This window comes from Achromobacter sp. ACM03, from assembly GCF_014851665.1.
Classification (GTDB): domain Bacteria; phylum Pseudomonadota; class Gammaproteobacteria; order Burkholderiales; family Burkholderiaceae_B; genus Achromobacter; species Achromobacter aegrifaciens.
The window spans coordinates 61,027-85,367 of sequence record NZ_JACVAD010000003.1 but is presented as its reverse complement, the minus strand read 5'-3'; the positions used below and the strand labels follow the sequence as shown (position 1 = coordinate 85,367).

The window sequence follows — 24,341 nt, the reverse complement described above, 5'->3', positions numbered from 1 at the left end:
TTCCATGCCTGACGGCACTCCGCAGGTGGCTCCGGCCACGCCGCCGCGCAAGACCCAGCTTTCCGCCAAGACTGTGGGGCGCTTCAAACCGTTCCTGTTCCTGCTGGGGCTGGCGCCGTTCGCGCGTTGGATCTGGCTGGGCGTGAATAACGGGCTGACGGCGAACCCGGTCGAGTTCCTGACCCGTTCATCGGGCACCTGGACCCTGGTCTGCCTGCTCGTGACCCTGGCCATCACGCCGCTGCGCCGGCTGACTGGCCAGCCGGCATTGGTGCGTCTGCGGCGCATGTGCGGTTTGTTCGCGTTTTTCTATGGATCCATGCACTTCATGGCCTGGGTCTGGTGGGATCGCGGCTTCGATCCGGCGGGCATGCTGCGCGATATCGGCGAACGCCCCTTCATCATGGTGGGATTTGCGGCGTTCGTGCTGATGGCCGCTCTGGCGGCTACCTCCACGCAGTGGGCCATGCGCAAGCTGGGCAAGCGCTGGCAAAGCCTGCACCGCGCCATCTATGCCATCGGCCTGCTGGCGGTGCTGCATTATTGGTGGCACAAGGCCGGCAAGAACGACCTGACGCAGCCCGCCTTGTACGCCGTCGTGCTGGCCTTGTTGCTGGGCTGGCGGCTGGTCGCCTGGTTGCGCGGCAGGCGGTAGCGCTGCGCGTCCCTACAGCATCGCCAGCATGATGGCGGCAGTCTCCGCGTCCGGCTGGCCGTCGTACAGTGTCGGCCGGTAGTGCATCTGAAAGGCTGCCAGCGCGCCGATGGTGGCCGGGCTCAGTGTGCCGTCCTGTGGACACGCATAGCCCAACCGTGCCAGCTGTTTCTGGAACCATGCGACATCCGGGATGCCCTGGACCTGAAGGCGCGCGAGGTGTTCGGCGGCTCCGGTCTCGTCGTACCAGCGCCCGATTCCCGCCTCGGCCAACGTCTTCCACGGGAAAAGAGGGCCGGGATCCACCTTGCGCTGGGGCGCGATGTCGCTGTGGCCCACGATGTTCTCGGGCGTGACGCCATGCCGTTGCGCAATATCGCGCAGCAATATGGTCAGTGCGCGCAATTGCTGGTCGTTGTACGGATGCCAGACAGGCTTGCCGTCAGAGCCCTCCGTCCAGCCTGGGTTGACGATTTCTATGCCGATGGACGTGCTGTTCATGGCGATGTTGCCATACCAGGAGCTGGCGCCGGCATGCCAGGCGGCGCGGTTCTCGTCGACCAGCCGGTAGACGCGGCCGGCGTCGTTAACCAGATAGTGCGAACTGACCTTGCCCTTGGAGAGCAATTCCATGGAACGGGCGTTGTCCACGCTGGTGTAGTGCAGCACGATGCTGCGTACCCGGCTGGCCTGGCTGACCGCGGTGATCGAGGTGTCCAGGTCCAGGCCGGCGGGGCCGCGCGCGGCGCATCCCGCCAGGATGGCCGCGGCAAGCGGCACAAGGAATAGGCGGCGCATGGATCAGCGCGCCAGGAAGAGGAATAGCGTCGGCAGCTTGTCGAGCTGGGGCGCCGGCTGCTTTTTCCAGTCGGCCACGCTGCGGGTGACGATCCATTCGTCGGCGGTCGTGACCGAGCGCGCCACGCACAGCTTGGTGTCGCCCTTCAGGCTGGCCAGCAGCGTGGCGAACATGGCGGCGTTGCGATAGGGGGTCTCGATCAGCAGTTGGGTCTGGTTGTGCTTGGCCGAGTGCTGCTCCCAGGCGCGCAGCTGCTTGGCGCGTTCCGCGGGGTCCACCGGCGCGTAGCCATGGAAGGCAAAGCGCTGGCCGTCCAGTCCGCTGGCCATCAGGCCCAGCAGGATGGAAGAGGGGCCGACCCAGGGTTTTACCGTGATGCCCAGGCGGTGCGCGGCGTCCGCGACCTTGGCGCCCGGGTCCGCGACCGCGGGGCAGCCCGCCTCGGAGACCAGGCCGATTTCCGCGCCCTTGAGCGCCGGTTCCAGCCAGGCCTTGATCTGGGCGGCGTCTACCTTGTCGTTCAGGGTGTGGATGGTGATTTCCTGCAGTGGCCGGGTTGTGCCGATCAGCTTGAGGAAGGCGCGCGCGGTCTTGGCGTTTTCGGCGATGTAGGTGTCCAGCTGGCCTGCCAGGGTGCGGACCTCGGCGGGGAGCCAGCGCTCGGGCGGGGCTTCACCCAGGCCGACCGGGATCAGGTGCAGCGCGCCGCTCATGCGGATGCTCCGGGGGCGTCCAGCGGATCCAGGCCGAACTGCGCCAGCATGCCGGTCAGTGCGATCAGCGGCAGCCCGATGATGGCGGTGGGGTCGTCGCTCTGGATGCTTTCCATCAGGGCGATGCCCAGGCTTTCCGCCTTGGCGCTGCCTGCGGTATCGTAGGGTTCTTCGGCGCGCAGATAGGCTTCGATCGCGCGGTCCGGCAACTGGCGGAAACGGCAGCGCGTGACGATGTCGGCTTTTTCCACCCGCTGGCCGTCCGTGACCGCCAAGGCGCTGTGAAATTCCACGATTTGACCCGACAGGGCCCGCAATTGCGCCAATGCGCGCGGGAAATCCCCCGGTTTGCCGATGGGCTGTCCGTCGATGGTGGCCACCTGGTCCGAGCCGATCACGATGCTGCCGGGGTAATTGGCCGCGACCGCCATGGCCTTGGCCACGGACAGGCGCAGCGCCAGGGCTTCGGGCGTTTCGCCGGAGTGTGGCGTTTCGTCTACATCGGGGGAAATCGCCGTGAAAGGCAGGCGCAGGCGGGACAGCAGTTCTTTGCGGTAACGCGAGCTGGACGCGAGGATCAGGCTGGGCTTGGAAGGCATGCGATATTTGACGTTAAGGCGTAAGTCACAGTATTATCTAACGTTTTGCGGGATTTTTGCATGAATGGGCGCGCGAGCAAGCCGGTGGCGAAGCTTGGCGGTCTCGGCAAAATCATGGGTTCTGGGTTTTCCGGGGTTTAAACCCCCGGGGTTTTAAACCCGCGAGTTCGGGCTCTGTGAACAGCCCCGCGAATGCAAAGGACTGAACATCAAGCGCATCGATGCATACGCATTTGCCCAGATGGGCAAGGAAGCGCAAGGAACCATACCTCTTGTGCGGCTTACGCGCGTGGTTGACGGGCTGCCCGAACAACCGCAGGGCGATGCCGGACTCGTGACGTGGTCCGTGCGCGGCGAAATGGGTAGAACCGGCCTGCTGATGGGCCGGCCGCTACTGCATATCCATGTGCAGGCGAATCCGGTGCTGGTGTGCCAACGGTGCAACGAGCCGTTCGTGTATCCGATCGACAGCGAAGTCCTTTTGCAGCTGGTCAAGTCCGAAGCCGATCTCGACGACGATGCTTCCTACGGGGATCCATCCGGCGAGGACGACGAGGACGAAGAAGGAAATGGTTTTGTGTCCAACCTGCCTGAAAAGGTGGTGGGTTCGCATCATTTTGATCTGCTGGCCCAGATCGAAGATGAGCTCATTCTGAGCGTTCCGTATGTGCCCAAGCATGATGTATGCCCGGGCGCGCTGGCCAAGGTCGGCGAAGCTTCTCCCGAGGAGCCCGCTGTCAAGCGTCCGTCGCCGTTTGCGGTGCTGGAACAACTGAAGCACAAAGATTGAGATCAACATCGGGCCGCATCGCGTACAATGCGCCCCGTTTCTAGGAGTCATCATGGCCGTTCAACAAAACAAGAAGTCCCCGTCCAAGCGCGGTATGCACCGCTCGCACGATTTTCTGGTGAACCCGCCGACCGCGATCGAACCCAACACGGGCGAAGCGCATCTGCGTCACCACATCAGCCCCAACGGCTTCTACCGCGGCCGCAAGGTCCTGAAGACCAAGGCCGACGAATAAGGCCCCCGGGCCGAACTCGTACTCGGACCATTTCGGCTGAGCGCTGATACCTGGCACCCGTGATACGCATCGCCATAGACTGTATGGGCGGAGACTTCGGTCTGCCCGTCACGATTCCGGCTGCGATCGAGTTCGCCCGGCAATTTCCGGATACCCGGCTATTGCTGGTCGGGCTTCCCGACGCCATCGAAGCGGCGCTCTCCGAGCACCGCGGCGTGGCGCGTGATCGCATTGAGATCGTGGCGGCTTCCGAAGTCGTCACCATGGACGACCCGGTCGAGGTCGCCCTGCGCCGCAAAAAAGACTCCTCCATGCGCCTGGCCGCCCAGTCCGTCAAGGACGGGCGCGCCGACGCCTGCGTTTCCGCGGGCAATACCGGCGCGTGGATGGCCATTTCACGCTATGTGCTCAAGACGCTGGACGGCATAGACCGCCCCGCGATCGCCACGTCCATTCCGAACCAGACGGGCCGCGCCACCACGGTGCTGGACCTGGGCGCGAATGTGGACTGCACGGCCGAGCATCTACTTCAATTCGCCATCATGGGCGCCGCGCTGTCGCAGGCGGTGGACCATCGCGAGCGCCCCTCGGTGGGCCTGCTCAACATCGGCGAAGAGGTCATCAAGGGCAACGAAGTCGTCAAGGAAGCCGCCGAGCTCCTGCGCAGCAGCCCGCTCAACTTCTACGGCAACGTGGAAGGCAATGACATATTCAAAGGCACGGTCGACGTCGTCGTCTGCGACGGTTTCGTCGGCAACGTCGTGCTCAAGTCCGTCGAAGGGCTGGCGAAGATGTTGTCCAGCGTCATTCGCGAAGAGTTCAAACGCAATCTGATCACGCTGCTGGCTGGCGCGGTGGCCAAGCCGGTGCTCAACCGCCTGCGCACCCGCGTCGACAACCGGCGCTATAACGGCGCCGCGCTGCTGGGCTTGCGCGGCGTGGTCATCAAGAGCCATGGTTCCGCGGACGTCTACGCCTATGGATTTGCGTTGCAGCGCGCCCGTGAAGCCGTAGTGAGTAAACTGCTGGAGCGCACCGCTGAGACGGTCGCTCAGATTACCAAGCGCGTTCAATCTGGCGAAGGCCCCTCGGTGTCGTCGCCAAACGTGGCTGGGGACACCGCTTGATGGATACCGCAATGAAATATTCCGTGATCGCGGGCACCGGCAGCTTCCTGCCGGAACGCGTGGTTTCGAATGACGAACTGGCGGCGGAGCTGGCGACGCGCGACATCGCCACCTCCGACGAATGGATCGTCGAGCGCACCGGCATCCGCCAGCGCCATCTGGCCGAGCGCGGCGTGACCACCAGCGTCCTGGCGACCGAGGCCTCGCGCCGCGCGCTTGCCGATGCCGGCGTGGACGCCTCCGAGGTCGACCTGATCGTCCTGGCCACGTCGACGCCGGACTTCGTGTTTCCGAGCACCGCCTGCATCGTGCAGTCCAATATCGGCGCCAAGGGTTCGGCGGCATTCGACGTGCAGGCCGTGTGCAGCGGTTTCGTCTATGCGATGACCACCGCCGACAGCTTCATCCGTGCCGGCCGTGCGCGTTGCGCGCTGGTCATCGGCGCTGAAGTCTTCTCGCGCATCCTGGACTGGAACGACCGCTCCACCTGCGTGCTGTTCGGCGACGGCGCCGGCGCCGTGGTGCTCAAGGCTTCCGACAAGCCTGGCATCCTGGCCGCGCAACTGCACGCCGACGGCAGCCAGGCCAAGATCCTGAACGCTGCGGGCAACGTAGCCTATGGCGACGTGACCGGCGATCCGTTCCTGCGCATGGACGGGCAGGCCGTGTTCAAGCAGGCCGTTACCGTGCTGGACCGTTCCGCGCGCGACACCTGCGCCGAAGCGGGCGTCGAGATCGCCGACGTCGATTGGCTGATCCCGCACCAGGCCAACGTGCGCATCCTGAATTTCCTGGCGCGCAAGCTTGCCGTGCCGGTCGAGAAGGTCGTCGTCACCGTCGACAGCCACGCCAACACCTCTGCAGCCAGCGTGCCGCTGGCCCTGGATGCCGCGCGCCGCGACGGCCGCGTCAAGCCGGGCCAGTTGATCCTGATGCAAGGCGTGGGCGGCGGATTCACCTGGGGCTCGGTACTGGCCCGCATGTAAGGGCGCGCTCCGGCGCGGCGTGGCGCTCGGCGCCGCGGCCGCCGGAACGATGTGCCTGGCATTCCACACAGACACTGAATCAATCCAAACGGTCAAACATGAAAATCGCTTTTGTCTTTCCTGGCCAAGGTTCCCAAGCTGTCGGCATGCTGGACGCCTGGTCCGGCGTCGCGGCCGTCACGGACACCGTGGCGCGCGCCTCGCAGGCGCTGGGTCAGGACCTGGGCGCGCTGATCGCGCAAGGCCCTGCGGAACAGCTCAACCTGACCACCAACACCCAGCCCGCCATGCTGACCGCTGGCGCTGCGTTCTACGCGGCCTGGTGCGCTGCTGGCGGCCGCAAGCCCGACGTCGTGGCCGGCCACAGCCTGGGCGAATACGCCGCGCTGACGGCCGCGGGCTCGCTCGCGCTTGAAGATGCCGTGCGCCTGGTGCGCGTGCGCGCCGACGCCATGCAGGCCGCCGTGCCGGTAGGCACCGGCGCCATGGCCGCCATCCTGGGGCTGGACGACGACGCCGTGCGCGCGGCCTGCGAAGCCGCCGCCCAGGGCGAGGTTGTCGAGGCCGTGAACTTCAACGCGCCCGCGCAGGTCGTGATCGCAGGCCACAAGGCCGCGGTCGAACGCGCTTGCGAACTGGCCAAGGCCGCAGGCGCCAAGCGCGCGCTGCTGCTGCCGGTGTCCGCGCCGTTCCACTCCAGCCTGCTCAAGCCCGCCGCAGACGTGCTGGCCGGCGCGCTGGCCGGCGTGACCGTGTCCGCGCCGCAGGTGCAAGTGATCAACAACGTCGACGTGGCTTCGCCTGTCGAACCCGATGCAATCCGGGATGCGCTGGTGCGCCAGGCATGGCATCCTGTGCGCTGGGTCGAAACCCTGCGCGCGATGAAGGCGCAAGGCGTCACGCACGTCATCGAATGCGGTCCCGGCAAGGTGCTGGCCGGCCTGACCAAGCGCATCGATCCCGAACTCACGGGCATGGCCATTACCGATCCTGCTTCGCTTGAAGCAGCGTTGGCCGCCGTCAACGGAAATTAAGAACATGGACAACACCTCGATCGAACTGCAGGGCAAGATCGCGCTGGTGACCGGCGCCACGCGTGGCATTGGCCGCGCCATCGCCCAGGAACTGGCTGCGCGCGGCGCCACCGTCGTCGGCACCGCCACGTCCGAATCGGGCGCTGCCGCCATCACCGAAGCGCTGGCGCCCCTGGGCGGCCGCGGCGTGGTGCTGGACGTGACCGACGCCGCTGCCTGCGATGCGCTGATCGACGCGCTGGGCAAGGAGGGCGGCGGTCCCCACATCCTCGTCAATAACGCAGGCATCACCCGTGATACGCTGGCGATGCGCATGAAGGATGAGGACTGGTCGGCTGTCATCGATACCAACCTGGCTTCGGTTTTCCGCCTGTCGCGCGCCGTGCTGCGCAGCATGATGAAGGCCCGCTGGGGACGCATCATCAACGTCACGTCCGTGGTGGGTTCCAGCGGCAACCCGGGCCAGGCCAACTACGCCGCGGCCAAGGCCGGCGTGGCAGGCATGTCGCGCGCCCTGGCGCGTGAACTGGGCAGCCGCAACATCACCGTGAACTGCGTCGCGCCCGGTTTCATCGATACCGACATGACGCGCGCGCTGGGCGAAAATCAGACTGCGGCCTTGCTGCAGCAGATTCCGCTGGGCCGCCTGGGTTCGCCTGCCGACATCGCCCACGCCGTGGCGTTTTTGTCCGGGCCGCAGGCGGGTTACATTACCGGCACCACCCTGCACGTCAACGGCGGGATGTACATGCAATAAGTCACGAATCGCGCGTAGGCGGCCAGTTCCGCCATGCCGCCGCCGGGCACAAACGGCGAGGCAACGCGAGGTTCAACCGGAAACGCCGCACACCGGTTTCCTGCGCCATTCCCGGCGACAGATCAAGTGCGCGGTGTTATTTTTGTCACGGCCAGGCGTCGCAAAACTCCGCGCTTGGCTATAATTCGCGGGATTTTTCCCAATTGGAGATCTGCATGGAAAGCATCGAACAGCGCGTCAAGAAGATCGTCGCTGAACAACTTGGCGTCAACGAAGCCGAGATCAAGAACGAATCCTCCTTCCTTGACGACCTCGGTGCCGATTCGCTCGACATGGTCGAACTGGTCATGGCGCTCGAAGACGAATTCGAGACCGAGATCCCCGACGAAGAGGCCGAAAAGATCACGACCGTGCAACAAGCGATTGACTACATCAATTCGCACGGCAAGCAGTAAGCTGGGCTTTTACCCTTCTGGTTGCCTCGCGACGTCCGTCGCAGCCAGCCGGAAAATCGGGGCGGTTTCAGGAATTTGCCGTGCGGTCCGCATGCGGGAAGGGCGTAGTAATGCCCGACCCGCTTTCGCGTGGGCCGCACGTGCAGCGCATCCCGAAAACCGCCTTTCTTTTGTCTGTTTGAGGAGTCATCCGTGAAGCGACGTGTCGTCATCACTGGCCTGGGTATCGTTTCTCCCGTCGGGAACGACTTGACCACCGCTTGGGACAATATCGTCAACGGACGTTCTGGCATCAGCCGCATCACCCGTTTCGATCCCTCGGCCATCACCACGCATATTGCCGGCGAAGTCAAAGACTTCGACATCAGCACCTATATCTCGGCCAAGGAAGCCCGCCAGATGGATACCTTCATCCATTACGGCCTGGCCGCCGGGATGCAGGCATGGCGCGACAGCGGCCTGGAAGTCACCGAAGCCAACGCGGAACGCATCGGCGTGATCGTGGGCTCGGGCATCGGCGGTCTGCCGCGTATCGAGGAAACGCAGGTTGAATACCTGGCCAAGGGTCCGCGCCGCATTTCGCCGTTCTTCGTGCCGGGTTCGCTGATCAACCTGATCTCCGGTCATTTGTCCATCGCATATGGCATGAAGGGTCCGAGCTACGCAGTCGTGTCGGCCTGCACCACCGGCCTGCATTGCATCGGCGACGCTGCGCGTCTGATCGAGTACGGCGATGCCGACGTCATGGTTGCCGGCGGCGCCGAGTCCACCGTGTCGCCGCTGGGCATCGGCGGTTTTGCCGCGATGCGCGCCTTGTCGACCCGCAATGACGATCCTCAGACGGCTTCGCGTCCCTGGGACCGCGATCGTGACGGCTTCGTACTGGGCGAGGGTGCGGGCGTACTGGTGCTGGAAGAGTACGAACACGCCAAGAAGCGCGGCGCGCGCATCTACGGCGAGTTCGTGGGCTACGGCATGAGTTCCGATGCGCACCACATCACGGCTCCAGACAAGGACGGTCCGCGTCGCGGCATCGTGAATGCGCTGCGCAACGGCGGCCTGAACCTCGAAGACGTGCAGTACGTCAACGCGCATGGCACCTCGACGCCCCTGGGCGACAAGAACGAAACCGACGCCTTGAAGCTGGCTTTCGGCGATCACGCCAAGAAGCTGGTGGTCAATTCGACCAAGTCCATGACCGGGCACCTGCTTGGCGCGGCCGGTGGTATCGAGGCGGTGTTCACCACCCTGGCGGTCTACAACCAGGTGTCGCCGCCCACGATCAACATCTTCAATCAAGATCCGGAATGCGATCTGGATTACTGCGCCAATGAGGCGCGGCAGATGAAGATCGATGTCGGCCTGTCCAACTCGTTCGGCTTCGGCGGCACCAACGGCTCGATGGCCGTTCGCCGGGTCTGATTTGGAAGAGGCGCTCGGGGAACGCTGGGCGTTTCGCGTGCCCGTCAGGCGGCCAGGAAGCGCCACGGCGCTTTTTGGCCTGGCGCTGGCCGCGGCTGGCGCCAGCGTGCTGACGGCGGCGTCCTGGCACGGCATGGCATGGGCAGCGGGCGCGGCGATTGCGCTCCTGCTTGTGCTGGCCGGGCTGTTACACTCGGCACGGAGCAGCCTGTCCCCCGTATCCGCGTTGCGCGCGGCAGCCGGGGCAGGGAGCTGGCAGGTACGCCTGCCGCAAGGCTGGCAGGACGCAAGGCTGTTGCGAGAACAGCGTGGTCCCCGCTGGCTGACGCTCACTTTGCAGCCCTTGTCCACCGGGAGTACGGCCTTTACCAACAGCACAATCACCCTCACCGTCTGGCAGCGGACGTTGCGCCCCGAGTCCTGGCGGCGCCTGTGCCTGCTGGCCGGCGCGGCGCGGCCTGCCCGTCCGGCGCCCAGCCTGCGGGAGGCGTCATGAGCGAGCGCGAAGTCGACGCCGAGCTTGTCGCGCGCGTCCAGCGGGGCGACAAGAAGGCTTTCGACCTGCTGGTGCTCAAGTACCAGCGCAAGATTCTCCGTCTGCTGGCCCGCATGATCCGCGACCCCGCGGAAATCGAGGACGTGGCCCAGGAGGCTTTCATCAAGGCCTACCGCGCCTTGCCCCAATTCCGTGGGGAGAGCGCCTTTTACACCTGGTTGTACCGGATCGCCATCAACACGGCGCGCAACTGGCTGGCCTCGCAGGGCCGGCGTCCCAGCGCGCCCAATGCGATAGAAACGGAAGACGGTGAAACTTTTAACGAAACCGACAACCTAACCGATATAAGCACGCCGGAATCCATGGTCGCCAGCCGCGAAATCGCCGAGACGGTGAACGCGGCTATTGAGGAATTGCCGGAAGAATTGCGTACCGCAATTGTCCTGCGTGAAATCGAAGGTATGAGTTACGAAGACATCGCCCAGAGCATGGATTGCCCGATAGGTACGGTGCGTTCCCGCATTTTTCGTGCGCGTGAAGCCATCGCCACCAAGTTGCGTCCGTTGCTAGGCACCGATGCCGAGCGTCGCTGGTAAGGAGTGGCAGTCATGCAAACAGCAGCCAAATCCGTTGTGATCGCCGAGTCCTCCTGGGAGGAGTCGGTTTCCGCCTGGATGGACGGAGAGGAATCCGACGACATCTTTCCCGGCTTGTTGTCCCGCGAGGGGCGCGAGACCTGGGACACCTATCATCTGATCGGTGATTCCCTGCGCAACGCCGATCTGGCGCTGACCCCCAGCGCGGCCTTCCAGGCCCGCCTGGCACGGGCGCTGGACGCGGAATTGCCCATTGTTGCGGCGCCTCGGCGCCGCTCGCCATTGCGGGTCGGCCTGTCCGGCCTGGCGGTGGCCGCTGCCGTGGCGACCGTCGCCTGGGTGGCGCAGCCTTACCTGACCGGCGAACCGGCGACCGAAGTCCGGGTACTGGCCGATGCCAGCTCGCCCGCCGCGGCTGCCGACGATTCGGGCTTGCGCGACTACCTGGAAGCGCATCGCCAGATGGCTGGCCCGAGCGCCGTGCGTCAGGTGTCCTTTGACACCGGGGTGGGGCGCTGATGGCGTTGGTGCTTCCATCGCGCTGGCCGGTGCTGGGCCGGGCCGCCACGCTGCAGGCCCACCGCGCCGGCTGGTTTGCCGCCACGCTTTTGACCGCTTTCCTGGCTGCGCACGAACCCGCGCGCGCGGCCGATGCCGCGCCCGCCGTCACCGATGACGTGGTCCAGCTGCTGACCCGCATCCAACAAGCCGCCCGCAAGCAGGACTACGCGGGCGTCTTCATGTACCAGCAGGGCGAAACGATCCAGTCTTCGCGCCTGGTGCACGTGGTGGACGGCACCGGTGAACGCGAACGCCTGGAAATCCTCGACGGCCAGCCCCGCGAGTACCTGCGTCACAACGAAGACGTGCAGTGTCTGCTGCCCGAGCGCAAGACCGTGTTGCTGGAGCGCCGCCGAGGCGACCGCTTCCCCGGTCTGCTGCTGGGCGACGCGGCCAACCTGTCCGAGCACTACAAGATCCACGCCGAGTCCGCGCTGCACCGCGTGGCCGGGCGCGAATGCCGCCTGATCACGATCGAGCCGCTGGACAAGCTGCGCTACGGCTACCGGCTGTGCGCGGACGTCGAAACCAATCTGCTGCTCAAGGCCCAGACGCTGAACGCCGCCCGCGGCGTGGTCGAGCAGGTGTCCTTCACCTCGCTGCGGCTGGGCTCGGAAGTCGATCCCCAGTTGCTGAGCTCGCGCTGGAGCACGCGCGACTGGAAGGTGCTGGAACCCTCGATGAAACCGGTGGATCTGGCTGCCCAGGGGTGGCGCATCCCGGCGCCCAAGGGCTTCAAGGCCGTCATGCAGGTGGCCCGTTCGATGGGGAAGGGCATTACGGTCAACCAGATGGTATTGTCCGACGGACTGGCGGCCATTTCCGTGTTCATCGAACCCTACGACAGCCAGCGCGGCCACCGTCCTCCCCACGGCGCCGCGCAGCGCGGGGCGATCACGGTCTATGGCACGCGCATCGCTGATTTCTGGCTGACCGCCGTGGGCGAAGTGCCCATCGCGACGCTGGAGCAGCTGGCGCAAGCCACTGAATATGTGCCCGCCGCGCCTGCGGCAGCAGCCCCCGGGGCCGAGTCCAAGTGATCGGCCGGGTGTGGCAAGCAGCAATTTCGGAGTAACACTTATGAAAGCAATGACAGTGTCGAATGCTTTTTTCCGGCGCTTTCTGGTGGCGGCCGCGGCCAGCGTCATGTTGGCCGGCGCCTATGTGCCTGCCGCCGTCGCCCAGGCGCCGACGGTGACGCTGCCTGATTTCACTAGCATTGTCGAAAAGGCCGACCCCGCGGTCGTCAACATCCGCACCACGGCCACGGTGCCGGTGCGCGGCATGGGCCCCGGCGGCGGCAATGATCCCTATGAACTGTTCCGCTGGTTCTTCGGCCCCGAATTTCAGCCGCCCGGCGGCGGCGCTCAGCCCGGCCCCTCGCCGCGTCAGCGTCCGCAGCCATCCCAGCCCGAAGAGCGCACCGTGCCGCGCGGCGTGGGTTCCGGCTTCTTCATTTCCGATGACGGCTACATCCTGACCAACAACCACGTGGTGGTGGACGCGACGGACATCTACGTCACGCTGACCGACGGCCGCGAGTTCAAGGCCAAGGTCATCGGCACGGACGAGCGCACCGACGTGGCGCTGATCAAGATCGAAGCCAAGGACATGACCATGACCCCGCTGGTGATCGGCGATCCCAAGAAGCTGAAGAAGGGGCAGTGGGTGCTGGCCATCGGTTCGCCGTTCGGCCTGGATTCCACCGTGACCTCCGGCATCGTCAGCGCCATCGGCCGCGATACCGGCGAATACCTGCCGTTCATCCAGACCGACGTGGCGGTCAACCCGGGCAACTCGGGCGGTCCGCTGATCAACCTGCAAGGCGAGGTGGTGGGCATCAATTCCCAGATCATTTCGCGCAGCGGCGGCTTCATGGGCATTTCGCTGGCCATTCCGATCGACGAAGCCATGCGCGTGGTGGACCAGTTGCGCGCTACCGGCAAGGTCACGCGCGGCCGCGTCGGCGTGCAGATCGGCGAAGTGGGCAAGGACGTGGCCGAAGCCATCGGCCTGCCCAAGGCCGAAGGCGCGCTGGTCAGCAGCGTGGAAGCCGATGGTCCTGCCGAGCAGGCAGGCGTGCAGCCGGGCGACGTGATCCTCAAGTTCAACGGCGAACCCATCAAGCGTTGGTCCGACCTGCCCCGCATCGTGGGCGAAACCAAGCCGGGCACGCGCGCCGACATGGAAGTGTGGCGCAAGGGCAAGAACCTGACGCTGACGGTCAAGGTGGGCGAGATCCCGACCGAGAAGGCCGCGGGCGCCAGCAAGAAGGGCGCGCCGCCAGTCCCGGAAGTCACCAATGCGCTGGGTCTGGGCGTGGTCGACGTGCCGGCCGACGTGCAGAAGAAGCTGCGCATCAAGGGCGGCGTCCAGGTCAAGGTGGCCGAAGGCGCTGCGGCCAAGGCCGGCCTGCAGGAAGGCGACATCGTGTTGGCCCTGAACGACACCGACGTCACGGGCGCCAAGCAGTTCGGCGAACTCGTGGCCAAGCTGGACAAGGGCCGCGCCGCAGGGCTGCTGGTGCGCCGCGGCGACCAGACGCAGTGGGTGGCGGTGCCGGCATCGAAGTAATGCCGGGCCCGTCTTCCGAGTCCGCAGAAAAAAGGCGCAAGACCGGCTAAAATGCCTGGTTGCCGCAAGAGGGGGCGCATGGCGCCCCCTTGTTTTGCCCGGGCCAGGCCCGTTGGCACCCTCCTCGTCAGCCGTGCGTATTCCGGCGGCGGTGTCTTCCGGCCCAGTGCCGAGTGTTCCGTCCCTTATAACTTCAAGCATGCAGCATATTCGCAACTTCTCCATCATTGCCCACATCGATCACGGCAAATCGACCCTGGCCGATCGCCTGATCCAGCGCTGCGGCGGATTGGCGGATCGCGAGATGTCGGCGCAGGTCCTCGATTCCATGGAAATCGAACGCGAGCGCGGCATCACCATCAAGGCCCAGACCGCGGCCCTGCACTACAAGGCGCAGGACGGCAAGGTCTACAACCTGAACCTGATCGACACCCCGGGGCACGTGGACTTCTCGTATGAAGTCAGCCGCTCCCTGTCGGCCTGCGAAGGCGCGCTGCTGGTGGTGGACGCTTCGCAGGGCGTGGAAGCGCAGACCGTGGCCAACTGCTACACCGCCATCGAGCTGGGCGTGGAAGTGCTGCCCGTGCTGAACAAGATGGACCTGCCGCAGGCTGATCCCGACAGCGCCCGCCAGGAAGTCGAGGATGTGATCGGCATCGACGCCTCGCAGGCGGTGCTGGCCAGCGCCAAGACCGGCATGGGCATCGACGAGATCCTGGAAATGGTCGTGGCCCGCGTGCCGCCGCCCAAGGGCGATCCCGACGCGCCGCTGCAGGCCCTCATCATCGATTCGTGGTTCGACAACTACGTGGGCGTGGTGATGCTGGTGCGCATCATCAACGGCGTGCTCAAGCCCAAGGACAAGATCCTGCTGATGGCGTCCGGCGCCACCCACCTTTGCGAGCAGACCGGCGTGTTCACGCCGAAGTCGCAACAGCGTCCGCATCTGTCGGCGGGCGAAGTGGGCTTCATCATCGCCGGCATCAAGCAGCTGGAAGACGCCAAGGTGGGCGATACCGTCACGTTGGCCAACAAGCCTGCAGCCGAACCGCTGCCCGGCTTCAAGGAAGTGAAGCCGCAGGTGTTCGCGGGCCTGTACCCCGTGGAAAGCTCCGAATACGACCAGCTGCGCGATTCGCTTGAAAAGCTCAAGCTGAACGACGCCGCGCTGATGTTCGAGCCGGAAGTGTCGCAGGCGCTGGGCTTCGGCTTCCGTTGCGGCTTCCTGGGTCTTTTGCACATGGAAATCGTGCAGGAGCGCCTGGAGCGCGAATTCGACATGGACATCATCACCACCGCGCCGTCGGTGGTGTACGAGGTCGAACAGCGCGACGGTTCCGTGATCACCGTGGAAAGCCCGTCGCGCATGCCGGAAATCGGCAAGATCGCCGACATCCGCGAACCCATCGTGAAGGTCACGCTGTTCATGCCGCAGGACTACGTGGGTCCTGTCATGACGCTGTGCAATAACAAGCGCGGCGTGCAGGTCAACATGAGCTACCACGGCCGCCAGGTGCACCTGGTGTACGAGATCCCGCTGGCCGAGATCGTGCTGGACTTCTTCGACAAGCTGAAGTCGGTGTCGCGCGGCTACGCTTCGATGGACTACGAGTTCCTGGAGTACCGCTCGGCCGACGTGGTGCGCGTGGACCTGCTGATCAACAACGACCGCGTCGACGCGCTGGCCGTGATCGTCCACCGCAGCAACGCGCGCCATCGCGCCCGCGACGTGGTCACGCGCATGCGCGGCCTGATTCCGCGCCAGATGTTCGACGTGGTGATCCAGGCCGCCATCGGCGCCGAAATCATCGCGCGTGAAAACGTCAAGGCGCTGCGCAAGAACGTGCTGGCCAAGTGCTACGGCGGCGACATCTCGCGCAAGAAGAAGCTGCTGGAAAAGCAGAAGGCCGGCAAGAAGCGCATGAAGCAGGTGGGTAGCGTGGAAATTCCGCAGGAGGCGTTCCTGGCCATCCTGCAAGTGGAAGACAAATAGAACCCGAAAAGGCGGTTAGCTGATGAGTTGGAACTTTGCCCTGATTCTTTTTGTTTTGCTGGTGTTGACCGGCATTATCTGGGTGCTTGATCTGGCAGTGCTGCGCAAGGGCCGCGAACGCCGGGCCCAGGCGGCAATGGCGCAATACGATACGGCCCTGGTCGGCGACGCCCAGGAAGCCGAGCGCCTGCGCCGCGAAGCCGGCGACGCCGCGCGCCGCATGCCGTGGTGGATCGAATACGCCGTCAGCTTCTTCCCCGTCATCCTGTTCGTGTTCATGCTGCGCTCGTTCGTGGTCGAGCCGTTCCGCATTCCGTCGGGCTCGATGCTGCCGACCCTGCAATCGGGCGATCTGATCCTGGTGAACAAGTTCAGCTACGGCCTGCGCCTGCCGGTCATCGACAAGAAGATCATCGAGGTGGGCAAGCCCCAGCGCGGCGACGTGTTCGTGTTCCGCTACCCCGTGGATCCGGACGTTGACTACATCAAGCGCGTGGTCGGCCTGCCGGGCGACGAGGTCGCCTACCTGGACAAAAAGCTCTACATCAACGGCGAATTGGTGCCGCATGAGCGCGACGGCGACTACTTCGAGCCGGATCGTGTGTCATATATTGCGCAATATAAAGAGAAGTTGGGCGACGTTGAGCACAAAATCCTGCTGGATGAGGGCAAGCCGCAGGAGTATGGCCCGATGTGGCAATTTCCCAACCGCCAGAACTGCCAATACAGCCGTAATGGGGTACGCTGCAAAGTACCCGAGGGGCAGTTTTTCGCCATGGGCGATAATCGGGATAACAGCGCCGACAGCCGATACTGGGGCTTCGTACCGGAAGCCAATATCGTCGGCCGCGCGTTCTTCATCTGGATGAATTTCAGCGATCTCAGCCGCATCGGCCGGTTCAACTGATTATGTCGCTAGCCACGCTAGAAAACCGCCTGGATCACCACTTCAGTGATTCGGCATTGCTCGAACAGGCGCTGACGCACCGCAGCCACGGTGCGCGCCACAACGAGCGCCTGGAATTCCTTGGGGATTCCGTGCTGAACTTTGTCGTTGCGGCGATGCTGTTCGAGCGTTATTCCAAAATCGACGAAGGCGATCTGTCGCGCCTGCGCGCCAATCTGGTCAAGCAGGCCTCGCTGGCGGATATCGCCCAGCGGCTGGAACTGTCGCAATACCTGCGTCTGGGCGAAGGCGAATTGAAGAGCGGCGGTTTCCGCCGGCCTTCCATCCTGGCGGACACGGTCGAAGCCCTGTTCGGCGCCGTGTTCCTGGACGCGGGTTTCGACGCCGCCCGTCGCGTGATCGTGCGCCAGTACCAGCCGGTGCTGGCTTCGGTCGATCCCAAGACCCTGGGCAAGGACGCCAAGACCTTGCTGCAGGAATTCCTGCAGGGCCGCAAGCTGGCGCTGCCGGTGTACACGGTGGTGGCCACGCATGGCGCGGCCCATAGCCAGCAGTTCGAAGTCGAGTGCGCCATTCCGGCGCTCGAGATCAAGGTGATGGCGCCCGGCGCCAGCCGCCGCGCCGCCGAGCAATCGGCGGCCAAGCTGGCGCTGGAGGCCGCGTTGGCCGTCAGCCCGGCGACCAAGGCTGCCCGCAAGTCGGGCAAGGCGCGCAAAACCGCGCAATTGTCGCTGCCGGTGGCAGTGGCTCAAGAGACTAAATGAGCGATACCCCTTTTCGTACCGGCTTCGTCGCCATCGTGGGCCGCCCCAACGTGGGCAAGTCCACCCTGACGAACGCCCTGATCGGTTCCAAGATTTCCATCGTGTCGCGCAAGGCGCAGACCACGCGCCACCGCATCCACGGTGTGTTGACGCGCGAGCACGAGCAGTTCGTATTCGTCGATACGCCGGGTTTCCAGACCCGCCATGGCGGCGCCATGAACCGCATGATGAACCGCGTGGTCACGCAGGCCCTGGCCGACGTGGACGTGGTGGTGCATGTGGTGGAAGCCGGCAAATGGTCCGAGGGCGACGCCAAGCTGCTGCCGCTTTTGCCCGCGCCGGAACGCACCATCCTGGTCGTCTCCAAGATCGACGCACTGAAGAACCGCGACGACCTGTTCGCCTTCGTGTCCAAGATCATGGCGCTGCATCCGTTCGGCGCCGTGGTGCCCGTCAGCGCCACCAAGAACCAGCAGCTGGATCAGCTGTTGCAAGAAATCGCGTCGCGCCTGCCGGAAGGCGAGCCGATGTTCGAGGAAGACACGCTGACCGACCGCCCCATGCGCTTCATCGCCGCCGAACTGGTGCGCGAGAAGATCTTCCGCCTGGTTGGCGACGAACTGCCTTACGGCTGTACCGTCGTCATCGAGCAATGGGAAGAGACCAGCAAGGGCGCCAGCATCAATGCCTGCGTGGTGGTCGAGCGCGACAGCCACAAGCCCATCCTGTTGGGCGCGGGCGGCATGCACATGAAGCGCATCGCCACGGAGGCGCGGCAGGACATCGCCAAGCTGCTGGACAAGCCGGTGCACCTGGAGGTCTACATCAAGGTGCGCAAGGGCTGGTCCGACCGCGAGGGTGCGCTCCGCGATCTGGGCTATGAGTAGACGGGCGCCTCGCGTCCAGGATCGCCCCGGATACATGTTGCACGCCACCGCGTGGCGTGAAACCTCCCTCATCGTTCAGACTTTCTCACGCGATCACGGCTGTGTGGCCATGGTCGCCAAGGGCGCGAAGCGCCCGTATTCCGTCCTGCGTCCCGTGTTGTCCGCGTTCCAGCCGCTGCTGCTGTCGTGGACCGGCAATGGCGAGGTCAAGACGCTGACGCGCGCCGAGATCGCGGGCATCCGGCCGCTGACCGGCACCGCGCTGATGTCGGCCTGGTATATGAACGAACTGCTGCTGCGGCTGCTGCCGCGCGAAGACGCCCATCCGCTGTTGTTCGACGCCTACGACTTCGCCTTGCAGCAGTTGTCCGGCGGCACCCGCGCCGCGGGCGCGCTGCGCCGCTTCGAATGGACGCTGCTGCGCGAAACCGGTTATGGCGTGGACGAGGATCCTCCCGATTTCGACGACCCGGCGATCGAGCCGGCCCTGCGCCGCGACCTGCGCGAACGGCTGGCCGAAATCCTGGCGGGCCGTCCCTTGTCGACCCGCCGCGTGTTGCTGGACCTGCAACGCATCTGAGCGCAGCGCGATCCGGCCATGACCTTCACGCTCAAGCAGGTCGAGACCTTCCGCACCGTCTATGAAACGGAAAGCGTCACCGCCGCTGCCAGACGGCTGGACGTGTCGCCCGCCACCGTCAGCGCGACCCTGGCCGCGCTCGAAGCCAGCATCGAGCTGCGTCTGTTCGAGCGCGTACGCCAGCGCATGCAGCGCACGCCCGAGGCGACCCTGCTGTATGAAGAAATCCGCCGCCTGAACGTCGGGCTGGAAAGCCTGGGCCGCAAGATCCGCGCCATCCGCGGCGCGGCGCAGCCGCGGCTGCGCATTGGCTGCATCCATGCCTATAGCGGCGCCATCATCAGCGACACTATTGCTCGCTTTCGCGAGCGCTATCCTGATACCGGCCTGTATCTGCAGATCCGGGATTCCAATACCTTGCGCGACATGGTGGTGTCGGGCGAGCTGGACCTGGCAGCTGTGGCCGACGAATCCGAACTCGAAGGCTTGCGCGGCCACCGGCTGGCCAGTTTGCGCGCCGTGGCGGTTTTTCCCAAGGGGCATCCGCTGGCGCGGCTGGAGCAAGTGGATTTTTCGCACCTGGCCGACGCCGACGTGATCGCGCTGAACGCCGAGGACGGCTCGCGCAAGCGCCTGGACGCGCTGTTGGCGCAAGCGGGGCAGAGCCTGAAGGTGGCCATCGAGACGCCTTATTCCAGCACCGTGTGCCAACTGGCGCTGGCGGGGCATGGCGTGGGCATCGCCAACCCGGCCACGGCAGTCGGCATGGCGGCGGCGGGCCTGTGCTATCGCCCGCTGGCCGCGCCGGTGCATTTCGAGTGCCACATGATCCTGCATGGCAGCCGCCCCTTGTCCGAGGCGGGCAAGTTCTGGGCGACCTGCCTGCGCGGCGCGTTGGCGCCGCTGGTGGAAAGCTTTGGCGTCTAGCGCGCCGAAGCCGGCCCCGGGGCGCTAGCCGCGGCGCCCGTCCGAGGTCACGATCAACACCACGGACGACTCCGCATCCAACAAGCCCGAGCGCCGCAGCCGCGACACGGCAGCCAGCGCCGCGGCCGATGACAGCTCGGTCGCCAGGCCGATGCGTTCCAGCCGCTGCTGCGCTTGCGCGGCCGCGGCGTCCGAGATCTCCACCGGCGTGCCGCCGGAACGCGTCAAGGCTTCCAGCGATTGCAGCGTGCTGGTGCTGCCCGCGATCGAATACTGGTCCGTCACGCCGTCCCATTGCTTGCGCGCGTCGCCCGTGGCGCGCGCGCGCGACAGGCGGGCGTACGGCTCCACCGCATGCAGGCGCGGCAAACGCGCGATGCGGCCGGTTTGCAGCAGATGCTGCCAACCCAGGAAGATGCCCCACAGCAGATCGCCGCGCGCGGTGGGCACCACGATGTCGCTGGGCACGCCGCAGCTTTCCAGGATCTCCTGCGCGATGGGCTTGTAGCCTTCCACGCCGTAGGGGTGGGTGCCCACGGGCGGATTCAGATAGTTCGTGCCGGCGAAGGCGCCGTGGTTGCGACACAGGTCCTCGACGTGGGGCCAGCGGCTCAGGCTGTCCTCGAAGGCGGTCAGCCGGGCGCCGAAGCGCTGCATGGCCTCGCGCTGCAAGGGCGGGCAGTTGGTGGTGATGGCGATGTCGGCTTCCAGCCGCGCGGCGGCGCAATAGGCGGCCAGCGAGACGCCGGCATTGCCGCTGGAGGCGGCCGCCACGCGGGTGGCGCCGGCCAGGCGCGCGCGCGACACCAGTTGGGCCGCCATGCGGTCCTTGTGGCTGCCGGTGGGGTTGGCGCTTTCGCATTTCAGCCAGAGCTGGCCCACGCCTTCGGTCTGCGCCAGCGCGGGCGCGGCGAGGCAGGGAGTGGCGCCTTCGCCCAGCGTGACGGCGTCCAGCACCGGCAGGGGCATGACGCCGTCGGCCGAGGGTTCGTACAGGCACTCCAGGCTGGCGGGGTGGCCGGCTTCCAGGCAGCTGGGGCAGCCTTCGGGGTAATCGGCCGGCGGCCACAGGCTGGCGCAACGGATGCAGCGCAGGCCGGACAAGCTAGGGTTCATCTGCATGGGTCAATACTTCGAGGCAAGGGAATCGAGGGGAAGGGCGGGCGCGACTTGCAGCAGGCAATCGCCGTCGTCGCTGCGGGCGATGGCGCGCAGGCATACGACAGTGCCGGCCTGCGGACTGGTCAGCGCGCGCGGCGCCATGTCGGGTCGGGCGGGTTCCAGCAGTTGGCCGATGCGCTGGCGCGCATTGACCAGTTGTCCCAGTTCGACAGCGGGCACGAACACGCCAGCCTCGCTGGCGCGCAGGGTGGCGGCGGGAGCGTCCAGGTCATAGAGGCGGACCTCGGGGCGGCGCGCGGGCGGGCGGTCGGGCAGGAGGCCGAGCTCGCCCAGGCAGCCCAGCAGGCCGTCGCGGCAGCGGTCGACCAGCGCCTGGCTGGTTTCGCGGCCGCCCCCGATCTCGGCGCTCAGGCGCAGCACCCCATGGCGGCTGGCGGCGGCCGGCATGGAGCCGGACTCCGTGCCGCGGAAGTACATGCAATCGGGCAGCCCGAAGGCTCGCGCCAGGGCGGGCAGGCGTTCGTCGTAGGCGTCGTCGCCGTAGCGCGTGATGACCGACGAGGGCAGGTAGCGCAGCGACGCGCCGCCGCTGTGCACGTCCACCAGCGCCTGTATGCGCGGCAGCAGCCGGGCTTCCAGCGCGGCGGCCACGCTTTCCGTGTAGCCGCGCGCGGGGGCGCCCAGGAAAGCGCGGTTGAGGTTGCCGCCGTCGGACGGCGACAGGCGCGTGCCCGCCAGCGAGGCCTCGGCGTTGGCCGCGGGCAGCAGGTAGACCGTGCCGCGTTGCAGGATGCCGGGCAGCAGGCGCCACAGCTCCAGGATGGCGGCCTGGCCTTCCCATTCGTCGCCATGCACGCCCGCCATCAAGGCAACGGCGGGGCCAGGCCCCGCCTCGATCCGCAGCATCGGTATGGTGACGCGCCGGTAGGCCGACGCGTTGGTCGCCGCGGCGCAGGAAAAGTCCTCGCGGCTTACCGTGGCCATGCGGCGGCTCCTGCTGATGTGACGATCCGGTTCAATCCAGCGTCGTGCCGGCGGCCTTGATGATGCCTTCCCATTTGGGCAGCTCCTTGCGTATCTGGTTCTGTACGTCCTGCGGCGTGCCACCCAGCGGTTCCTGGGAGCGGCTGCGCAGTTCCTTGCTGACGCCGTCCGAGCGCAGCGCAGCGTTCATTGCCGCGTTCAGCCGCGCGATGACCTCGGGCGGGGTGCCGGCGGGCGCGACCAGCGCGCTCCAGGCCGATTGCTCGTAGTCGGGATACCCTTGCTCCGCCACCGTCGGCACGTCCGGATTGGAGGCGGCGCGGGTCTTGGTCGTGACCGCCAGCGCGCGCAAGCGGCCATCCTTCAGGTTGCCGATCAGTGGCGGCAGGTTTTCCATCATGGAATCGACATGGCCGCCCAGCAGGTCGGACAACTGCGCGGCCGTGGCCTTGTACGGGATCTGGCGCACGGCGGCGCCGGTCTGGGCGATGAAGAGCTTGACCCCGACCTCGCTGGTGGTGCCCGGGTCGGCGGAGGTCATCGTCAGGCGCTCCGGCTGGGCGCGGCTGGCCTCGATGAACCCCTTCAGGTCGCGATAGGGCGAGGACGCGTTCACCACGATGACGTTGGGCGTTTCGGCCACCAGCCCGATGGCGGCGATGTCGCGGTCCAGGTCGTAGAGCTGCTGCTTGAACAGGAACCGGTGCAGCACCAGCGTGCCGACGTGGGCATAGCCGATGGTGTAGCCGTCGGCCGGCGCGCGCGCCACGGCCTGGGTGCCGATGCGGCCGCCCGCGCCGACGCGGTTCTCCACGACCACGGGCTGGCCCAGCTGGCGGCTCATTTCCTGGCCCACCAGGCGCGCGGTGATGTCGGCGTTGCCGCCCGCTGCGGCCGGCACGATCAGGGTGATGGCGCGTTCCGGATAGGCGGCCAGCGCGGCGGGCGCGGCCAGGCTTAGCAACACGGCGGCAAGACAGGCGGTGCGTTTCATGACGTTTCCCCAGGCATTGAGAGCTGCGCCATTGTGCGGTCGCGGCCTGGGGAATACGTTTGTTTCAATGAGATGGATGTTCAATAAAACCTAAGACCTGTCCGCATTGCGCCGGTCGGCGGTCCGTCCCAGCCCGTGGCCCACGGCGGCGGCCGCCAGCGCGCACAGGGCGCCCAGCGCGGCGATCAGCGCCGGGCCGTAGCCCAGCATGTCCACGCCCGCCTTGACCCAGCCGCTGGCCGCATCGCCCGCGCGGTAGACCACGGTGTCGATGACGTTCTTGGTCTTGTACTTGTCTTCGGGCGAGACTGCGGTGAACAGCATTTCGCGCCCCGGCCGGATCAGCGCGTATTCGCCGACCCGGCGCACGATCATGGCCGCGGCCAGCACGCCGAAGACGGGAAAGGCCGCCAGCGCCAGGAAAGCGGCCGTCATCGTCAGCGGCACGGCGGTCAGCAGGAAGCGCAGCCCCAGACGCGTGGCCACGCGTCCGGTGATGAAGAGCTGCGATAGCAGCGACAGCGCCTGTACCGTGAAGTCCAGCGCGCTGAAGACCCGGATGCGCTGGGCCGTGTCGGTAAAGGCATGCGCCACCAGCCGCGCCTGCTCCATGTAGAGAAACGTGTTGAGCGTGGCCAGCAGGATTACCAGCAGCGAAATCCCCAGCAGGTAAGGTGACTGGAAGATGCGCGAGAGGCCGGCCAGGATCGAACCTTCCAGCGGTCGGCGCATGTCGTCCGAGGCCGCATCCTCGCGGTGGGCCGCGCGCCAGCGCAGCAGCCAGCGCTTGAGGGGCAGGGTGGCGGTCAACAGCAGCGCCGACAGCAGCAACAGGCCGGCCGGACCGAGCGCGCCGGCCAGCAGGCCGCCCAACAGCGGGCCTGCCAGCCCGCCGGCGCTGGCGCCCGCGGCAATCAGCGCGAACAGGCGCTTGGCGGACTCCATGCGGAATACGTCGGCCATCAGGCTCCAGGCGATGGAGACGACGAACAGGTTGAAGACCGACAGCCAGACGTAGAAGCTGCGCGCCGCCCAGACGCTGCCGGGGCGCAGATGGAGCAGGGCGGCGAAGCCGGCCATGCTGAGCGCGAAGGCGGCATAGACCCAGGTCACCAGCATGGCGCGCGGCACGCGCGCCGACAGCCAGCCGAACAGCGGCACCACGGCCAGCATGGCGATGAAGGTCGCGGTGAACAGCCATTGCAGCTGGTCGACGCCCGCCTGGATGCCCATGGTCTCGCGTATCGGCCGCAGCATGAAATAGCCGCAGAACAGAAAGAAGAAAAACGCGAAGCCGCAGGCTGCCGGCGCCAGTTCTTCCTGCGGAATGCCCAAGGCCTGCGCGGCGCGGCCTGGCAAGCTGCCGGGGGCGGACGCCATGGCG

Annotated in this window: 26 protein-coding genes; 19 read left to right on the top strand and 7 right to left on the bottom strand. The window is 66.2% G+C overall.

Translation table 11 applies throughout. The features are described from left to right. Positions 1-4: 4 nt before the first annotated feature. The gene (gene msrQ / locus IB257_RS16115; protein ID WP_192492570.1) at positions 5-655 is read left to right on the top strand and encodes a protein-methionine-sulfoxide reductase heme-binding subunit MsrQ; all 651 of its coding nucleotides are present in this window, start codon (positions 5-7) and stop codon (positions 653-655) included. A 12-nt stretch (positions 656-667) separates the two neighbouring features. On the opposite strand, the gene IB257_RS16110 is transcribed toward msrQ, so the two are convergent. Genes IB257_RS16110 through IB257_RS16100 form a run of 3 tightly spaced genes read right to left on the bottom strand, consistent with a single transcriptional unit; the run spans position 668 to position 2,766 of the window. After that, positions 668-1,453 (bottom strand): N-acetylmuramoyl-L-alanine amidase, encoded by a 786-nt coding sequence (locus tag IB257_RS16110; protein WP_175181237.1) that lies wholly within the window; start codon positions 1,451-1,453, stop codon positions 668-670. A 3-nt stretch (positions 1,454-1,456) separates the two neighbouring features. After that, positions 1,457-2,167, bottom strand: coding sequence for an SAM-dependent methyltransferase (locus IB257_RS16105; RefSeq protein ID WP_119450973.1), 711 nt, complete (start codon positions 2,165-2,167; stop codon positions 1,457-1,459). Further along, on the bottom strand, positions 2,164-2,766 hold the full coding sequence (locus IB257_RS16100; protein ID WP_192492569.1) for a Maf-like protein: 603 nt from the start codon (positions 2,764-2,766) through the stop codon (positions 2,164-2,166). Before IB257_RS16100 ends, IB257_RS16105 begins: the two co-directional genes overlap by 4 nt. 241 nt (positions 2,767-3,007) lie before the next feature. On the opposite strand from IB257_RS16100, the gene IB257_RS16095 reads away from it, so the two are divergent. From IB257_RS16095 to IB257_RS16010, 18 genes are all read left to right on the top strand, one after another. Continuing rightward, positions 3,008-3,556: a DUF177 domain-containing protein gene (locus IB257_RS16095; protein WP_225588990.1), complete on the top strand. Its 549-nt coding sequence runs from the start codon at positions 3,008-3,010 to the stop codon at positions 3,554-3,556. A gap of 52 nt (positions 3,557-3,608) precedes the next feature. Continuing rightward, positions 3,609-3,791, top strand: coding sequence for a 50S ribosomal protein L32 (gene rpmF, locus IB257_RS16090; RefSeq protein ID WP_013392223.1), 183 nt, complete (start codon positions 3,609-3,611; stop codon positions 3,789-3,791). A 59-nt stretch (positions 3,792-3,850) separates the two neighbouring features. Further along, positions 3,851-4,918 carry a phosphate acyltransferase PlsX gene (plsX, locus tag IB257_RS16085; protein WP_054450609.1) on the top strand — a complete coding sequence of 356 codons (1,068 nt, stop codon included), beginning with the start codon at positions 3,851-3,853 and terminating at the stop codon, positions 4,916-4,918. Next, a complete protein-coding gene (locus IB257_RS16080; protein WP_054450612.1) occupies positions 4,918-5,904 on the top strand; it encodes a beta-ketoacyl-ACP synthase III in 987 nt (328 codons plus the stop codon). Before plsX ends, IB257_RS16080 begins: the two co-directional genes overlap by 1 nt. A 98-nt stretch (positions 5,905-6,002) precedes the next feature. Then, on the top strand, positions 6,003-6,938 hold the full coding sequence (gene fabD, locus IB257_RS16075) for an ACP S-malonyltransferase (RefSeq protein WP_054450614.1): 936 nt from the start codon (positions 6,003-6,005) through the stop codon (positions 6,936-6,938). Between the two features lie 4 nt (positions 6,939-6,942). After that, positions 6,943-7,695: a 3-oxoacyl-ACP reductase FabG gene (gene fabG, locus IB257_RS16070; RefSeq protein WP_059374778.1), complete on the top strand. Its 753-nt coding sequence runs from the start codon at positions 6,943-6,945 to the stop codon at positions 7,693-7,695. A gap of 215 nt (positions 7,696-7,910) precedes the next feature. Beyond that, positions 7,911-8,150: an acyl carrier protein gene (gene acpP, locus IB257_RS16065; RefSeq protein ID WP_003813816.1), complete on the top strand. Its 240-nt coding sequence runs from the start codon at positions 7,911-7,913 to the stop codon at positions 8,148-8,150. Between the two features lie 192 nt (positions 8,151-8,342). Then, positions 8,343-9,572, top strand: coding sequence for a beta-ketoacyl-ACP synthase II (fabF, locus tag IB257_RS16060; protein ID WP_054450616.1), 1,230 nt, complete (start codon positions 8,343-8,345; stop codon positions 9,570-9,572). Between the two features lie 492 nt (positions 9,573-10,064). Further along, positions 10,065-10,664, top strand: coding sequence for an RNA polymerase sigma factor RpoE (gene rpoE / locus IB257_RS16055; protein ID WP_006389292.1), 600 nt, complete (start codon positions 10,065-10,067; stop codon positions 10,662-10,664). A 12-nt stretch (positions 10,665-10,676) separates the two neighbouring features. Continuing rightward, complete coding sequence (locus tag IB257_RS16050) at positions 10,677-11,183, top strand: sigma-E factor negative regulatory protein (protein WP_054450617.1); 507 nt, start codon at positions 10,677-10,679, stop codon at positions 11,181-11,183. Then, positions 11,183-12,265 (top strand): MucB/RseB C-terminal domain-containing protein, encoded by a 1,083-nt coding sequence (locus IB257_RS16045; protein ID WP_054450619.1) that lies wholly within the window; start codon positions 11,183-11,185, stop codon positions 12,263-12,265. Before IB257_RS16050 ends, IB257_RS16045 begins: the two co-directional genes overlap by 1 nt. 40 nt (positions 12,266-12,305) lie before the next feature. Next, the gene (locus IB257_RS16040; protein WP_192492568.1) at positions 12,306-13,799 is read left to right on the top strand and encodes a DegQ family serine endoprotease; all 1,494 of its coding nucleotides are present in this window, start codon (positions 12,306-12,308) and stop codon (positions 13,797-13,799) included. Between the two features lie 199 nt (positions 13,800-13,998). Continuing rightward, positions 13,999-15,792: a translation elongation factor 4 gene (gene lepA / locus IB257_RS16035; RefSeq protein ID WP_054450623.1), complete on the top strand. Its 1,794-nt coding sequence runs from the start codon at positions 13,999-14,001 to the stop codon at positions 15,790-15,792. 22 nt (positions 15,793-15,814) lie between these two features. Next, entirely contained in the window at positions 15,815-16,699 is an 885-nt protein-coding gene (gene lepB / locus IB257_RS16030; protein WP_054450625.1) for a signal peptidase I, read from the top strand. Positions 16,700-16,701: 2 nt separating this feature from the next. Then, positions 16,702-17,463 carry a ribonuclease III gene (rnc, locus tag IB257_RS16025; protein WP_054450627.1) on the top strand — a complete coding sequence of 254 codons (762 nt, stop codon included), beginning with the start codon at positions 16,702-16,704 and terminating at the stop codon, positions 17,461-17,463. Beyond that, positions 17,460-18,350 (top strand): GTPase Era, encoded by an 891-nt coding sequence (gene era, locus IB257_RS16020; protein ID WP_054450629.1) that lies wholly within the window; start codon positions 17,460-17,462, stop codon positions 18,348-18,350. Before rnc ends, era begins: the two co-directional genes overlap by 4 nt. Then, complete coding sequence (gene recO / locus IB257_RS16015; RefSeq protein WP_054450631.1) at positions 18,343-18,930, top strand: DNA repair protein RecO; 588 nt, start codon at positions 18,343-18,345, stop codon at positions 18,928-18,930. Before era ends, recO begins: the two co-directional genes overlap by 8 nt. An 18-nt stretch (positions 18,931-18,948) precedes the next feature. Then, positions 18,949-19,857, top strand: a complete 909-nt coding sequence (locus tag IB257_RS16010) for a LysR family transcriptional regulator (protein ID WP_054450632.1) — start codon at positions 18,949-18,951, stop codon at positions 19,855-19,857. 24 nt (positions 19,858-19,881) lie between these two features. Here the strand turns inward: IB257_RS16010 and IB257_RS16005 are convergent, their stop codons facing one another. From IB257_RS16005 to IB257_RS15990, 4 genes are all read right to left on the bottom strand, one after another. Further along, positions 19,882-20,979 (bottom strand): pyridoxal-phosphate dependent enzyme, encoded by a 1,098-nt coding sequence (locus tag IB257_RS16005; protein WP_192492567.1) that lies wholly within the window; start codon positions 20,977-20,979, stop codon positions 19,882-19,884. A 3-nt stretch (positions 20,980-20,982) separates the two neighbouring features. Further along, on the bottom strand, positions 20,983-21,963 hold the full coding sequence (locus tag IB257_RS16000) for a succinylglutamate desuccinylase/aspartoacylase family protein (protein ID WP_175181238.1): 981 nt from the start codon (positions 21,961-21,963) through the stop codon (positions 20,983-20,985). 31 nt (positions 21,964-21,994) lie between these two features. Beyond that, positions 21,995-22,957, bottom strand: coding sequence for a tripartite tricarboxylate transporter substrate binding protein (locus IB257_RS15995; RefSeq protein WP_054450638.1), 963 nt, complete (start codon positions 22,955-22,957; stop codon positions 21,995-21,997). A 90-nt stretch (positions 22,958-23,047) separates the two neighbouring features. Beyond that, entirely contained in the window at positions 23,048-24,337 is a 1,290-nt protein-coding gene (locus IB257_RS15990) for an NTP/NDP exchange transporter (protein WP_175181239.1), read from the bottom strand. Positions 24,338-24,341: the final 4 nt, after the last annotated feature.